The organism is Vagococcus sp. CY52-2 (genome assembly GCF_022655055.1).
Lineage (GTDB): Bacteria > Bacillota > Bacilli > Lactobacillales > Vagococcaceae > Vagococcus.
The window spans coordinates 452060-466488 of sequence record NZ_CP093384.1 but is presented as its reverse complement, the minus strand read 5'-3'; the positions used below and the strand labels follow the sequence as shown (position 1 = coordinate 466488).

Below are 14429 nucleotides of genomic sequence, written 5' to 3'. Positions count from 1 at the left end.
CCTTACTGTTTACTTTGTTTTAAATGCCACACTAATCCTTTCGTGACAAACAAAGGTACTTGAAAAATACGATTTAAGCGCTTCGGGTTACTTACTGAGCGATACAACCACTCTAAATTTGTTTTAATAAATACTTCAGGCGCTCGCTTTACCGTTCCACTATAAACATCAAAACTTCCTCCAACAGTCTGGAAAACAGTCGCATTTAATTGTGGCATATAGCGTTGTAACCACTCTTCTTGTTTAGGTGAGCCAAGGGCAACAAATAACACATCTGAATGTGTTTTATTTATCATATCAATTACTTCACCACTACTTTTTTTCTGATAACCATCCAACCACCCAGCCACGATAACTCCAGGATAGTCTAGTTGAATATTTCTAGCAGCTTGTACCACAACAGATGGTTTAGCACCATATAAAAAGATTGATTTTTTATTTGCTGCACAAAATTCTAACACACTTGCCATCACATCAATCCCAGCAACCCGCTCTTTAATGCTTCCTTTTGTCCATTTCGACATCTTAACTACACCAATACCATCAGCAAAGCGATGGGTCGCATGCTCAATAAATGATTTCACGCATCTATTTTTTTCAGACATTAAAATAATTTGAGGGTTAATACTGGCTAACACCATTTTTTGATGATGGTCAAAATACCAAGACATATCACGTTCAATATCTGACATTTTTAACTGGTCAACTGGTGTATCTAAAATATACTCTACCTTTTTTGTCATTTTTCTCCATCCATTACCTTTTTGATCTCTCCTACTACCCGACTGGTTGCCTTACCATCATTATAAGTATTCCATAATTGATTAAATCTTTGGTTATCTATTGGTTGATTACTATTTAACTGCTCTAATAATTCTGTTGGTGTATAAACAACTTTTTGTGGAAAGTCTTGCTTTATCCCTTTTTGTATGCCTGTTATTTCTTCATAAATCACTTCATCAGGCCAATACATAATTAATTGTTTATCTGGATTAGCCACAGTAAAGTCAAATGCCACCGAAGAATAATCTGTTATCAGGACATCTGATTGTTTAATATAGTCATCTGCAGATTGACTTGATGAAATCCACTCAACATTCTCCATTGTCATCTCTTGTGTTAATTTAACATGTGGATGTAATTTAACTTGCAAGAGATCATGTTCATTTAATTGCTTGGACACACCTTCTATATCTAGCAACCACTTTTCCAATGGAATCCTGTCACGATAAGTTGGTAAATATAAAATATGGCGCTTATCTTTCTGGTTATTTGTCTTTGTCCCATTCACTAAATGATCTGTCCGAGAAAAGCCAGTCAAAAGAATTTGTTCATCAGAAAAACCGTAACTTCGTTTAAAAACCTCACCCATTTTTTTGGATGCTACAAAAACATAATCAAACGCATTATAAACACGTTTAAATCGCTCTTTATCTTTTTTTGAGCGTTTCATCGCTGCTTTATCTTCTAACCCAAATTGTTTGATTGCCCCAGTAGCATGCCATAATTGGTACACGGTTTGCGTTTCTTTAAACGTGATGTCCCCTAAACAAGCAAAATAATTATCTGCTACAATGATCTTACTTATGGATAATTGCTTCATACCATTAATTAACCCATTAATCGTGTCTAAACAATAAATGGATACACCCTTTTTCTCTAATAGTTTCGCTTCATCTTTACAACTTTTACTATACAACACAACGATTGGGTAATGTCGTTGGATTGCTTCAATTAAGCCTTGATCATTATTAGGGAAGCTCATTAAATAGCACACTTGTTCCACTACCTCATTTTGTCGATTACTATTAGACAACAGGCGTATCAACCAACTGTATATTTCTTTAATCGAACTAATCAATAAACGTTTCATAAAGTTGTTCCGCTGAGATATCTCGTGCTAATTGTTTCTCGACTTGAGGTGTTTGTTTTTCTGCAAAATATGATTTAAAAGAGCGTCCTCTAATATTAATTGTACCAAATACTACAATTCCTACAATCATAAATAACAAAACGACTTTTGTTAACAGTGACATTGTTCCAATAGCAGGACCTCTTAAAGCGGATTTACCATGCCCTCGTTCAGATGCTATTTTTTTTAGATCATCCACACTAAAGTTTTTTTGCTTTTCTTTATAATCGTCTTGATACTCTTTTTTTTCTTGTTCTGATAATGTTCTAAACCACTTTATAAATTTATTATAATTGGCAACAACTTCTGCTGTATCCCCATATTCACGTAATTCACCATAATGAATCCAAGCGACTTTATCACACAGTTTCTTTACTTGGTTTAAAGAGTGTGACACAAAGAAGATTGTTTTTCCTTCTGCTTTAAATTGTAAAATACGATCCACACATTTTTGATAAAATGTATCATCTCCAACTGATAAGGCTTCATCAATAATTAATACATCTGGGTTATTATGAACAGCAATCGCAAAACCTAATCTTGAGCGCATCCCACTAGAATAATTTTTTACCGGTTGATTCACAAAATCCCCTATGTCAGCAAATTCTGTAATATCTGGTAAAATGGCATCAACTTCTTCATTCGTTAACCCTTGCATCAAACACTTTAAACGAATATTTTCAAGACCTGTTAATTGTGGTTTCAACCCAGCACCAATGGCAATAATGGATGTTTCGCCTTTGATTGTCATTTGCCCAGTTGTTTGAGGGATGATTCCTGCTAATATATTTGATAACGTAGATTTTCCAGATCCATTAATTCCGATTAATCCCACTGCTTCACCTGGATAGACTTTCAAATCTATTCCCCTTAGTCCCCAGAAATGCGGCACACGTTTCTCTGAAAATTTAAATAATGCTTTGATTTTATCTGATTTTTTTTTATACAAATCATATTCTTTGGTAATCATCGTTAATTCTACTTTTGGATTTTCTTTTTGATTCACGTTGACCCATCCTATTCTTTTTCTGTTCGTTAAAACTACACCATTTTACACTATTATTAGTATTTTATCAAAATTTCATTCTAAACTTAACCCATTCTTCATTAATTTAAAAAAGAGTCTAAGGGAAACGCCCCCTAAACTCCTAATCATCATCTATTGCATACCCATCTTGTGGATAAGTTCTTGGGTCAACAACGCTGTCTGTTGTAAATTTATAGCCTTCTTCATCTCGATTATCTGTCGATTCTAAATTAAGTGATAGACGTAATTTATGCGAGATATAATCAACGCTATCTTTATGTAAACCGACCATACTTTGATCACCATACATGTAACTCATCCAAGAAAAAACATATGAATCGAATTTGTAATCTTTTGTTAAACCAGATTGCGCCACTGACAAAATACGATTAGGTGGCATATCTGTTGTAATATGTCCATCCAATGCATTTAAAATACTTTTATATTTTGCAATCGATCCTACTGCCATCGCTTTTTGTGCAATAGCCTCTAAAACTTCTTGTTGCCTTTTCCCACGCTCAACGTCATTATCCACATAACGTGTTCTAGCAAAAGCTAAGGCTTCTTCGCCATTTAAGTTATGCTTTCCTTCTTTTAACTCAACGACTTTTTTACCTTGTGCATTTTGTTCTGTTAAAGTAAACGGAACATTTATTTCTACCCCGCCGACTGCATTCACGACATCTTCGAATGCTTTAAAATCAGCTGTTGCATAATAATTAATTGGAATGTTCAATAAATTTTCTACTGCATCTATCGATCCTTCAATCCCACCATGTGCATAAGCAGCATTTATTTTATCATTCCCGTCAAAATTTTTCGTCTGAATGTGCGTGTAAGTATCTCTCGGTATACTCACCATACTGACTAATTCTTTAGAAGGATTGATGGTGAGTAAAATCATTGAATCTGTTCTAGCTCCACCAGTTCCCCTCGTATCCTCAGCATCATCATCTAAACCAAGTAATAGTATCGAAATAGGGTCCTTTTGAACGTCAATTTTATCATTAGCAACTTGCATGGTGTCTCTAGGCTTATAAGCATCATTTAGGAACTTATTGCCATCTATAAACATTTTTGCTCCGTAAACAACAACTCCTAGTAAACAAAGTAATAAAATAATACCTAAAACTTTACTGATTTTTAGCATATTACGTTTAAGTTTTGTGTCTCTTTTTCTATTTCGTCGTTGATTTAATGAAATATAATTTTCTTCTCGTATTTCTTTATTTTTTGGAGTTTTTTTTTCTTTCTTTTTTTTCACTCTATCCTTCTCCTAATCATATTTGAATAAAAAATAATTTCAATCTTAAACAGTATAGCATAATCTTTATTTTTTAGGAAAACTAATCAGGATATTTAGACTTTTTTAAACAAATCTTCATAGTTAGAATTAAATTGTTTATTAAATAAAGAACGTGTTATAATATAGTTTGAATTCTGAAAGTAGGTAAGAGAATGAACTTCATATTAGAGATATCATTTCGTTTATTTTTAACGATGCTCTTTGCTTTCCTTATAACGCCTTTAATTCGAAATTTAGCCTTTATTATTGGTGCTGTTGACCAACCTAATAAAAGACGAATCAATACAGAACCTATGCCAACTGCAGGTGGGTTAGCTATTTTTATCTCTTTTTCTTTATCCATTTTATTTTTGTTTAATGATATTATTCCAACAAGCTATGCTCTACATCTAATTATTCCTTCTGGAATTATTGTGGTCACTGGCTTAATTGATGATATTTTCGAGATATCACCTAAACAAAAAATGATTGGGATTCTTTTAGCGGCATTATATGTTTGTTTTGTCTTTGACATTATTATGCACTCTATCACCTTGCCATATATTGGAACCATACATTTTGGTTGGCTGAGTTACCCAATTACCATTTTGTGGATTGCAGGATTAACCAATGCAATTAATTTAATTGATGGGTTAGATGGTTTAGCATCAGGGGTTTCCATCATCGCTTTAACTACCATTGGAATTATTGGTTATATTGGAGCATCAACTGGAGCTGTACACATTGTTGTCCCACTTAGCATTTTTATTTTGCTAATGAGCACGCTAGGATTTTTCCCTTTCAATTTTTATCCGGCAACGTTATACCTTGGAGATACCGGAGCTTTATTTTTAGGTTTTTTAATTTCTTTATTATCACTACAAGGTCTTAAAAATGCAACATTCATTTCATTGATTACGCCACTAATTATATTAGGCGTTCCCTTGACAGATACTGTATTTGCCATGATTAGACGATTATTGAATAAAAAACCTATTTCATCAGCTGATAAGATGCATTTGCATCACCGACTCATCTCATTGGGATTTACACACAGGGGAGCTGTTGTGATGATTTATTGCATGTCTCTTATTTTTTCACTTATTTCATTTCTATACTTGTTTACCAATACATGGGGAACTATTTTCTTGACGATTGCGTCTCTTCTTGGTTTACAATTATTTATTGAATTAATTGAACTAAGCGGAGAGAACAGGCAACCCTTATTACATGTACTCAAGTTTATTGGAAACAAAGCTTATCGTCAAAAAAAGTTGTTAGACCGAAAAAAAAAGAAAGAGTAACTCAATTAACTAACTGAGTTTTCTTTCTTTTTTTCTTCTCTTTTTTCTTTTACTCGTTGCATCGTACTTTCTACGTAATTTCCAACAACACTTTCTTTTACGTTAATTGGTCCATAGAGAAATCTTTCGACGGTAACATTGATCACACCACCAATAATAATAATCGAAGCAGCAATATTTAGCCAAAACATAAAAAGGATAAATCCTCCAATAATACCATAGCTGGATATTTTACCTGAGAAATGTATCACATATAAACTAAAAGCTTGGGTCACTATCATCCAAGTAATAGTTGTAAATACTGCACCAAATAAAATGGTCTTAAAATGTATTTTCGCACTCGGTAAAAAATAATAAAGACACGTCATAACAACAAATAAGACAGAGATGGTTACTGGCCATCTCAGTGTTTGAAATGTTGATAATATGTTATCTGGTAACCCTAATATCGGAAGAAGGTGCTCCAATATTACCTGCCCAAACCCCATTATAAACATTAAAACTAATAGAGCTAACATCAATAAAAATACCATAAAAAATGATAATAACCGCCTAATAATTTGCGTTTTTTGCTTAGATACACCATATGCTTTATCTAAACTAATACGAATCCCATTAATACCTTTACTAATCGCCCAAAATGTTCCTACCGCAGAAATAGAAAGTAAACCACCATTACTCTTAGTCAACAAATCTTCTATCGTATCTTTTAAAAGACGATAGATATCTGGTGGTAACAACTCTCTAATATAAGGATAAATTGTGGCCTCATCGATTTTTAAATAGGGCAATATATTACCAATCACAATGAAGAGTGGGAAAAATGATAATAACATGTAATATGTTACAACAATGGAATAGATTGTAACATCGGCTTGTTTTAACGTCGCCATAAAATCCTTAACAAACGATCGCCAATCTTTCTTTTCTTTTATTTTTCCCATTCCGTGCAACGCTCCTATTCGTCTTGTAGTGTTAAAATTTTTGGACCGTCTGCTGTAATAGCAATTGTGTGCTCGTATTGACAGCTAAGTCCACCGTCTTTCGTTCTTGCAGTCCATCCATTATTATCCATCTTCATTTGCCAAGTTCCCGTATTAACCATTGGCTCTATTGTAATAACCATACCTTCTTTTAAACGTAACCCTTTTCCTGCTTGACCATAATGAGGGACAGATGGCGCTTCATGTATTGTTGGTCCTATACCATGTCCTATGAAATCTCGTACTACAGACAGGTTTTCACCTTCAACATACGTTTGAATGGCGTGACCAATATCTCCTATACGATTGCCGACTTTTGCTTGTTCAATCCCTAAATACAAAGCTTTTTTAGTAACTTCCATTAAGTTATCAATTTCAGGTGTTGATTTACCGACAACATATGCCCAACAAGAGTCAGACATCGCTCCTTTTAAATCAATACACATGTCTACTTTAATTAAATCACCGTCTTTTAATGGGGTTTTTCTAGGGAATCCATGACAAATTTCATCATTGATACTGCAACAAGTTGCATACTCATAGCCTTCGTATCCGATTTGAGCTGCAATTCCACCATTTTCTTCAATCATATTTCTGACAAATACTTCAATGTCCCAGCTTGTTACACCTGGTTTAATGAAATCTCTTAGTGCTTCATGGACACTAGCTAATAACTGACCAGACTTTTCCATTTCATCTATCTCTCTTGCTGATTTTAATGTAATCATATTTATTTTCGCTCCCTTTCATTCTTTGCTTTCTTATTCTAGCATAAACACACCCGTTCGACAAAACTCGCAACAGATAAATCTATTGAAAACTATCATTTATTTGTTATAATTTTCTTAGATGATGAATCATAGGAAAGAGGAAAATCATGGCTGTTGCTAAAATTGTTTATGCTAGTCTTACCGGAAATACCGAAGAAATTGCTGATATTGTTGCTGAGCGATTAGAGGATAAAGGCATTGATGTTGAAATTAATGAATGTACACAAGTTGATGCGGATGACTTTCTTGATGCTGATATTTGCATTGTTGGGAGTTATACTTATGATGACTTACTTGTTCCAGATGAAATTGCTGATTTTTATGACGACCTTTTAGAATTAGATTTAACAGGTAAATTATATGGAGTCGTTGGCTCGGGTGATACTTTTTATCCGTGTTTTTGTCAAGTTGTAGACCAATTTGATAAAGCCTTCCAATCAACAGGCGCAAAAAAAGGCGCTGAGTCAGTTAAAGTTGACTTAGCTGCCGAAGAAGATGATATTGTTGCACTTGAAGCCTTTGCTGATTCTTTAGTGCAACAATTAAATAATTAAGTAAAACAGGAAAATTAATTTTCCTGTTTTTTTATCTTGTTAAGGCTACATCTGGGTGTTTCATCGATAAATCAATCAGGTTTTTTATTATCTTTTCAATTTCTTCGTTTTTTGGTTTAGCTCGTTTCGACGCTGCAAGAGAAGCTAACCCAACACTCATAACCCAGCAATTTATAAAAATAGCTTCTTTTACTGTATGGCTTAATTTACTATATTTTTCATCACTCGCTACTTTTTCATTAAATAAATCATGGGTAAACTCGTTTAATTGGTTACCACACTCATGTTCATCCACAAATAATGACTTAAAAAGGACGCTATGATCTGAAGCAAATTTAACATAATTGATCGATAAATCAACAATGCAATCACCTGTAAATCGGCGATCGTATACTTCTGATCTAATGTCTGATGTTACTCTATCAATAAAAACAGTTCGTAACTCATCCATGTTTTTAAATTCTAAATAGATAGGTTGTGTGGATGTCTTCATTTTATTTGCTATATTTCTTGCTGTAAATCCACTGAAACCTTCAGTTGAAATCACTTCATATACAGCTGATAAAATATGTTCTCGTGTAATTGTTTTCTTCCTTGCCACAAAAATCTCTCCTTTGTTCTTAATATGTTTATAATACGAACAATACGTGTCAAACTAAAGTTATTTAATTTAATTTTATTATAACATGAATTTATTATCCAACAAGTTAATCTATAAAAAAACATGGCTTTTTTGATACAAAAAAGCATCTTTTAACAATTAATTTTTGACTATGTTTTTATTTTTAAACAAGAATTGATTTTAAATTTGTTACAACACTCATCCTATGCTAAGATAATACTAATAATTTACTTGGAGGATGATAGTATGGTTTTAACTAATTTTGATCATTTATTACAAAAATATGCCGAATTAATCACTAAAGTGGGAGTAAATGTTTCTGATTCACACACAGTGGTATTAAATATACAAGTAGAGCAAGCACCACTAGCTCGTTATATTGTAAAAGAAGCCTATAAATTAGGGGCTAAACAAGTTGTTGTGCAATGGTCAGATGACACAATCAACAGAGAATTTTTCTTACACGCTGATGATGACGTTATTTCAACTGTCCCTGATTATAAGATAAAAGAAGCCAATGACTGGGTAGAAAAAGGGGCAAGTCGCATTAGTGTGGTTTCTCAAAATCCTGACGCGTTCTCTGGTGTAGATGGAGAACGTTTAGCTACTTTCCAATCCGTTAACGGAAAAGCAATGATGCCGCTCAGACAAGCGACTCAAGCAAATAAATTAAGTTGGACCGTTGTTGCAGCCGCTGGTAGTGACTGGGCTAAAAAAGTGTTCCCAGAGTTGTCTTCTAACGAAGAACAAGTTGATGCTTTATGGGACGCTATTTTCAAAGCATGTCGCATGTATGAAGCAGATCCAATTGACGCTTGGCATAAACATGATAAAACGTTGGAAACAAAAGCAGCTGAATTAAATGCTCAACAATTTGATGCCCTACATTACACTGCTCCAGGAACTGACTTAGTGATTGGTCTTCCTGAACATCATCATTGGGAAGGTGCCGGTAGTAAAAATGCACGTGGCGAACGTTTCATGGCGAATATGCCTACTGAAGAAGTATTTACTGCACCTGATCGTCGTCGAATTGATGGCGTTGTTTCAAGCACCAAACCATTAAGTTATGCGGGAAATACAATTGAAAATATGGTCTTTACTTTTAAAAATGGAAAAGTTGTTGATGTGACAGCTGAAAAAGGCGAAGATGTTTTGAAAAAATTACTAGAAACAGATGAAGGGGCTAAAAGCTTAGGTGAAGTCGCTCTTGTACCTGATAGCTCTCCAATTTCTCAATCAGGTATTACATTCTTTAACACATTATTTGACGAGAATGCTTCAAACCATTTGGCTTTAGGCAGTGCTTATGCTTTCAATATTGAAGGTGGTACTGAAATGACTGAAGATGAATTGGAAGAAGCAGGATTAAATCGTAGCCAAACTCATGTTGACTTTATGGTTGGTTCAAATAAAATGAATATTGATGGTATCAAAAAAGATGGCTCACGTGTTCCTATTTTTAGAAACGGCGAATGGGCATAACAAAAAAGAAGTGGACTTATCCACTTCTTTTTTGTTTTTTAAAATAAATCATCCATCTCTTGTGTACTAGTTTGTAAGAAGGTGTCGCTTGATTTAATTTCTTCACTGACAATTCCCTCTAAGGCTCTTTCAACTAATCCGTCAATATCCAATCGTTCTTCATATTTTCGAACTTTGTCTACCTTTGGTTTTGTTTTTGGTTCTGGTGGAGCAAAAATTGTGCAACAGTCTTCAAATGGTTGTGTCGCTAGAGTAAATGTATCAATTTTTTCTGCTATTTCAATGATTTCTGATTTATCCATCGTAATAACCGGACGAATGATTGGGGTTGTGGTCACATCGTTTATCGCTAACATACTATGCATCGTTTGTGAGGCGACTTGACCCAGTGATTCTCCATTGACAATCGCTAATCCTTGACGTCTTTCTCTGATTTTATCCGTCAAGCGTAACATAAAACGTCTTGTCACTGTCATCCAATACCCTTGTGGAATCCCTCGTTTAATTTCTTCTTGAATTTCCGTAAATGGGACTGTAATAAATTGTATTTGACCGACATATGGCGTTAATTTAACGGCTAAATCTTTGGCTTTATTTAATGATTGCTCACTTGTATATGGAGGACTATAAAAATGGACTGCCTCTATTTCTACCCCACGTTTCATTGCCAAATATCCAGCAACGGGTGAGTCAATCCCCCCTGATAGCATCAACATACCTTTACCACTTGAGCCAACTGGTAACCCGGCAGCGCCATAAATCGTTTCACAAGATAAATAAGCCGCTTCATTACGAACTTCTACTTCCATACGAATATCTGGCTGAATCATTTTCACTTCAATGCCTTCTATGCCATGAAAAATAGCAGCTCCTACTTCTTTATTAATATCTTTACTATCCCAAATAAATTCTTTATCTGAGCGTCTGCTTTGTACTTTAAAGGTTTTGCCTGGTTTCCAAATATCCTTTACCATCTCGACTGCTGTTTGACAAATTAACTTAGTGTCTTTTTCTATCCGAACGACTGGTGAAAAACTTTGAATACCAAAAATAGGTTTTAATTGTTCCATAACCAATCGATCATCTTCACCATTTAAAATCAAATGCATCCTGTCTCTGTCTGCTCTTACTTTTACATTTGGGTAAGCATGCAAACTTTGTTTCACATTATAAGCTAATCGGTTAATAAAAATGCGTCTGTTTTTTCCTTTTGTTGATAACTCGCCATAGCGAATCATAATTTCTGTTGCTTTCATTTTGGGGCTCCTCTTACGAATAAATTTTCGAAAATTTGTTATACAATTGATTAAAAATAACTAAAAATTGCTCTACTTCTGCTATGGTATTCTGATGATTTAAACTGATACGAACGGCTGTTTCAGCAAAACGATGAGTCACTCCCATTGCATGAAGTGTACTACTATCTGTTTTTTGACGACTTGAACAGGCACTCGTTGTCGAAATATAAATATCTTTGTCTTCAAATGCGTGAACTAATACTTCGCCGCGGACTTTTTTTAACCCGAATGTTAAAATATGAGGGGCTGATGAGTCATCATCTAATGAAGAAAAAATTGTCACATGTTCGTACTGTTGTAATCCTGCTGCTAAGGCATTCTTTAGATGGCGCATTTTTTGTTCTTTCATCTCTTGATCATCTGTTGCAATACGCATTGCTTTTGCCATCGCAACAATCGCTGGTGTATTTTCTGTCCCACTGCGCTTATTATGTTCTTGTCCCCCACCAGTCAATAAAGGAGATAATTTTGCTCCACTTCGCCAATAAACAAATCCAATTCCTCTTGGCCCTTGAAATTTGTGAGCAGAACACGTCATGAAATCTACACGAGGGGTTAAAAATTTATCAACAGACAACTTAGTGATGGCTTGGACTGCATCAACATGATAATGAATCGATGGATAGTTTTCCAATAATGTACTAATCTCTTTAATCCGTTGAACCATTCCTACTTCACTATTTACTGCAACAGTTGATACTAAAATTGTCTCTTCAGTAATTAATTGTTCTAAGTCATGACAATCAATCATGCCATTTCTATCAACGGGACAAAAAGAGACTTTAAACCCAAGTTCTTCTAATTGTTTCGCTGTATTAGAAACAGATGGATGCTCCACACTCGACACGATAATATGATTACCAAAAGAGCGTTTTTCTATCGCTGTCCCCTTTATAACCCAATTATTTCCTTCTGTCCCACCACTGGTAAAAAAGATTTCAGAAGACTCTACCCCTAATATATCTGCTATTTGAACACGTGATTTTTCTAATAACACAGATGATTGTTGACCTAAACGGTGTAAGCTTGAAGGATTTCCCATAAAACGTTGACTGACTTTATTATAGGTATCTAACACTTGCGGATGAATCATGGTTGTGGCACTATTATCAAAATATATCATATCGTCACTCTTTCTTAAAAATTCCTTACCCATTATAACGCGCTACTATTAAATCATCAACTTTCTCTGATGACAAAATAAAAAACCAAGAAAACACGTTTGGCTTTCTTGGACTTTTTTCTTAGACTGTTGTCTCTTTATTATCAAAATAATATTTTCTAATACGTTCTGTTGCTCCTGGTTCGATTCGTTCAATCGCTTCAGAAATAACATCTAAAGCATCTTTGTATTGATGCTCTCTTGAGAATAAACTCAAACTGCGATCAATTGCGTGTTTTATATCTGGATGAGAGAAACGGAAACGGTTAGCGTACTGAATCATTTGCTCTGTTAAAGCGGCACTATCAATCAACTCATTCGTTTTTTCACGAAGCGTGCGCATGTCCTCATCACATACACCAACTAAGCGATCGATATGATTCATATCTATTCTAATTTTATTAAGCTCTTGGCTTAGTTCTTCAATTCGTTCTCCAGTTACAAAGAAAAATTCCAAGTAACTGCTTGGTATTCCAGGTAAGCGTTGTTTTTCAACATAACGTTTTAACATACGCAATTCTAATTCATAGTCATCAATTTTTTGGATAGTTTCACGTTCTCTAGGAGCAAAATCCTTAATAGAACGACTTATCTCAACTTGCCCGTTTTCAATGTCTTTCAATTGGGCTAGACTCTCGCGGTAAAAAGAAGCAACTTGTGAGAAAATCGCTTCTTTATTTTTCATTTGTTCTTCAGTTTCGTCAAATTCTTTTTGTATTTCTTCCATCTGAGCTTGGAAACCTCTGACGCTTCCCAATTCATTGTTATTTAAAATATAACTTTGAGAGACATGATCTAGTTCAATCATTAATAAATGATTGTTTTTATCGGCATGTTCCAATAGGCTTGTTAATTTTGCTTTATTGTCATTAACATAAACTCTTGAAGAAATTTCTTTTTCCATGATGTCATACAAATGATCAATTTCTTTAGCAATTTCAGTATTTAATTTTGAAACATTTTCAATTTCTAATTTTTCTAAATTAGATAATGTTGAGTCAACTTTTGTTTCTAGTTTTTCAACATTAACAGCCACTACGTCATTTTCAAATACATAGTGATCTTTCTTCAATGTTTCGTAGCCTTCTTTTATTTCCTTTAGTTGCTTTGGAAACACATTTGTTAGTGTTTCGACTAAAGGTGGAATTTGCTCGACAATTTTTTGGATTTCGTATGTTCTCTTTTCAGCGTTTTCTAATACAGTACGTGCTTCCATTGGATCACCAGCTGTATTTAATGCAACAAATTGAGTAAAATCGCGTTCAACATTTTGAATTTGTTTTTCAAGTTCACTATAAGAGACACCATATTTTTCAGGATTTTCAGACACTGTATTACTAATTGACTCATATGCATCTAAAGCTTTTTGAACAGCTTCGGAGTTACGTTCTTCACTTCCACGTAATTCTTTCAAGCCCTGACGGATTTCTTCAACTTCTTTTTCCATGCCAGTCAACATGTCATTAGCTTCTACAATGGCTTCTTTAACCTTCATTAATCGATAGGTCTCATTTAAGTTTTCAATTTCAAAAATTAGGCTTTCTAGCTCAGCAAAAGATATGGTAGATATATCAATCCATTTTTGGTTCCATTCCCTAAATGTGTTTTGGCTTTGTCCTACTAAGTGCATTTTCTTTACTTCGTCCACTTCTTCAATCACTGGCAGGTCGAATAACGCAATTTTACGTTTTTCTAATTCCTCCAATTTATCTTGATTTCTGCGCTTCATAAAGAACGCAACTAGGTAGGCAGCTACTGCTAGGATAATTACAAAAAGTAATACCCATAACCAGGTTTTAGTATTCATGAAATTTCCTCCATATATGTTTGTGACCACTACCCTTTCGACTCACCAGAAATACGAGGACTAAATGTCTATATTAAACACACTTAAAACCTCTTTTTCATACAATTGATCAATATATTAGAAAATTTACATCTAAGAAAGATTATAGCACATTCACTACTTTCTATCACTAGTTAATTCTAAAAAAGTCATTTTTTCATGCTTTGACCTTTAAAGTGCC

Annotated in this window: 13 protein-coding genes; 3 read left to right on the top strand and 10 right to left on the bottom strand. The window is 34.2% G+C overall.

Annotated elements, in window-relative coordinates:
- Window positions 1–2 precede the first annotated feature (2 nt).
- From MN187_RS02370 to MN187_RS02355, 4 genes are all read right to left on the bottom strand, one after another.
- Window positions 3–743, bottom strand: coding sequence for a WecB/TagA/CpsF family glycosyltransferase (locus MN187_RS02370; protein ID WP_242094118.1), 741 nt, complete (start codon window positions 741–743; stop codon window positions 3–5).
- Window positions 740–1873, bottom strand: coding sequence for a CDP-glycerol glycerophosphotransferase family protein (locus MN187_RS02365; RefSeq protein ID WP_117972584.1), 1134 nt, complete (start codon window positions 1871–1873; stop codon window positions 740–742). Before MN187_RS02365 ends, MN187_RS02370 begins: the two co-directional genes overlap by 4 nt.
- The gene (locus tag MN187_RS02360; protein WP_242094584.1) at window positions 1854–2882 is read right to left on the bottom strand and encodes an ABC transporter ATP-binding protein; all 1029 of its coding nucleotides are present in this window, start codon (window positions 2880–2882) and stop codon (window positions 1854–1856) included. The genes MN187_RS02365 and MN187_RS02360 overlap by 20 nt, the downstream gene beginning before the upstream one ends.
- 178 nt (window positions 2883–3060) lie before the next feature.
- Window positions 3061–4203, bottom strand: coding sequence for an LCP family protein (locus MN187_RS02355; RefSeq protein WP_242094116.1), 1143 nt, complete (start codon window positions 4201–4203; stop codon window positions 3061–3063).
- A gap of 194 nt (window positions 4204–4397) precedes the next feature.
- On the opposite strand from MN187_RS02355, the gene MN187_RS02350 reads away from it, so the two are divergent.
- Complete coding sequence (locus MN187_RS02350) at window positions 4398–5528, top strand: glycosyltransferase family 4 protein (protein ID WP_117972581.1); 1131 nt, start codon at window positions 4398–4400, stop codon at window positions 5526–5528.
- A gap of 5 nt (window positions 5529–5533) precedes the next feature.
- Here the strand turns inward: MN187_RS02350 and MN187_RS02345 are convergent, their stop codons facing one another.
- Both MN187_RS02345 and map read right to left on the bottom strand, forming a co-directional pair.
- Entirely contained in the window at window positions 5534–6472 is a 939-nt protein-coding gene (locus tag MN187_RS02345) for a YihY/virulence factor BrkB family protein (RefSeq protein WP_117972580.1), read from the bottom strand.
- A 14-nt stretch (window positions 6473–6486) separates the two neighbouring features.
- On the bottom strand, window positions 6487–7239 hold the full coding sequence (gene map / locus MN187_RS02340) for a type I methionyl aminopeptidase (RefSeq protein ID WP_117972579.1): 753 nt from the start codon (window positions 7237–7239) through the stop codon (window positions 6487–6489).
- A 149-nt stretch (window positions 7240–7388) separates the two neighbouring features.
- Between map and MN187_RS02335 the strand changes: the two genes are divergently transcribed.
- The gene (locus MN187_RS02335; protein WP_241699294.1) at window positions 7389–7835 is read left to right on the top strand and encodes a flavodoxin; all 447 of its coding nucleotides are present in this window, start codon (window positions 7389–7391) and stop codon (window positions 7833–7835) included.
- A 31-nt stretch (window positions 7836–7866) separates the two neighbouring features.
- Here the strand turns inward: MN187_RS02335 and MN187_RS02330 are convergent, their stop codons facing one another.
- Window positions 7867–8436, bottom strand: coding sequence for a TetR/AcrR family transcriptional regulator (locus tag MN187_RS02330; RefSeq protein ID WP_117972577.1), 570 nt, complete (start codon window positions 8434–8436; stop codon window positions 7867–7869).
- 267 nt (window positions 8437–8703) lie between these two features.
- Here MN187_RS02330 and MN187_RS02325 point away from each other — a divergent pair, with 267 nt between their 5' ends.
- Window positions 8704–9942 carry an aminopeptidase gene (locus MN187_RS02325; RefSeq protein ID WP_117972576.1) on the top strand — a complete coding sequence of 413 codons (1239 nt, stop codon included), beginning with the start codon at window positions 8704–8706 and terminating at the stop codon, window positions 9940–9942.
- A gap of 38 nt (window positions 9943–9980) precedes the next feature.
- On the opposite strand, the gene thiI is transcribed toward MN187_RS02325, so the two are convergent.
- The 3 genes from thiI to MN187_RS02310 form a co-directional block, all read right to left on the bottom strand.
- Window positions 9981–11198 (bottom strand): tRNA uracil 4-sulfurtransferase ThiI, encoded by a 1218-nt coding sequence (gene thiI / locus MN187_RS02320; RefSeq protein ID WP_117972575.1) that lies wholly within the window; start codon window positions 11196–11198, stop codon window positions 9981–9983.
- 13 nt (window positions 11199–11211) lie between these two features.
- Window positions 11212–12363: a cysteine desulfurase family protein gene (locus MN187_RS02315; RefSeq protein WP_117972574.1), complete on the bottom strand. Its 1152-nt coding sequence runs from the start codon at window positions 12361–12363 to the stop codon at window positions 11212–11214.
- Between the two features lie 121 nt (window positions 12364–12484).
- Window positions 12485–14209, bottom strand: coding sequence for a septation ring formation regulator EzrA (locus MN187_RS02310; RefSeq protein WP_117972573.1), 1725 nt, complete (start codon window positions 14207–14209; stop codon window positions 12485–12487).
- Window positions 14210–14429 lie beyond the last annotated feature (220 nt).

Excerpts from the sequence above, each read along its gene's own strand:
- MN187_RS02365 (WP_117972584.1), bottom strand. The coding sequence starts at position 1,873 with ATGAAACGTTTATTGATTAGTTCGATTAAAGAAATATACAGTTGGTTG.
- MN187_RS02360 (WP_242094584.1), bottom strand. The coding sequence starts at position 2,882 with ATGATTACCAAAGAATATGATTTGTATAAAAAAAAATCAGATAAAATC.
- MN187_RS02335 (WP_241699294.1), top strand. The coding sequence starts at position 7,389 with ATGGCTGTTGCTAAAATTGTTTATGCTAGTCTTACCGGAAATACCGAA.
- map (WP_117972579.1), bottom strand. The coding sequence starts at position 7,239 with ATGATTACATTAAAATCAGCAAGAGAGATAGATGAAATGGAAAAGTCT.
- MN187_RS02315 (WP_117972574.1), bottom strand. The coding sequence starts at position 12,363 with ATGATATATTTTGATAATAGTGCCACAACCATGATTCATCCGCAAGTG.
- MN187_RS02325 (WP_117972576.1), top strand. The coding sequence starts at position 8,704 with ATGGTTTTAACTAATTTTGATCATTTATTACAAAAATATGCCGAATTA.
- MN187_RS02350 (WP_117972581.1), top strand. The coding sequence starts at position 4,398 with ATGAACTTCATATTAGAGATATCATTTCGTTTATTTTTAACGATGCTC.
- thiI (WP_117972575.1), bottom strand. The coding sequence starts at position 11,198 with ATGAAAGCAACAGAAATTATGATTCGCTATGGCGAGTTATCAACAAAA.
- MN187_RS02310 (WP_117972573.1), bottom strand. The coding sequence starts at position 14,209 with ATGAATACTAAAACCTGGTTATGGGTATTACTTTTTGTAATTATCCTA.
- MN187_RS02345 (WP_117972580.1), bottom strand. The coding sequence starts at position 6,472 with ATGGGAAAAATAAAAGAAAAGAAAGATTGGCGATCGTTTGTTAAGGAT.
- MN187_RS02370 (WP_242094118.1), bottom strand. The coding sequence starts at position 743 with ATGACAAAAAAGGTAGAGTATATTTTAGATACACCAGTTGACCAGTTA.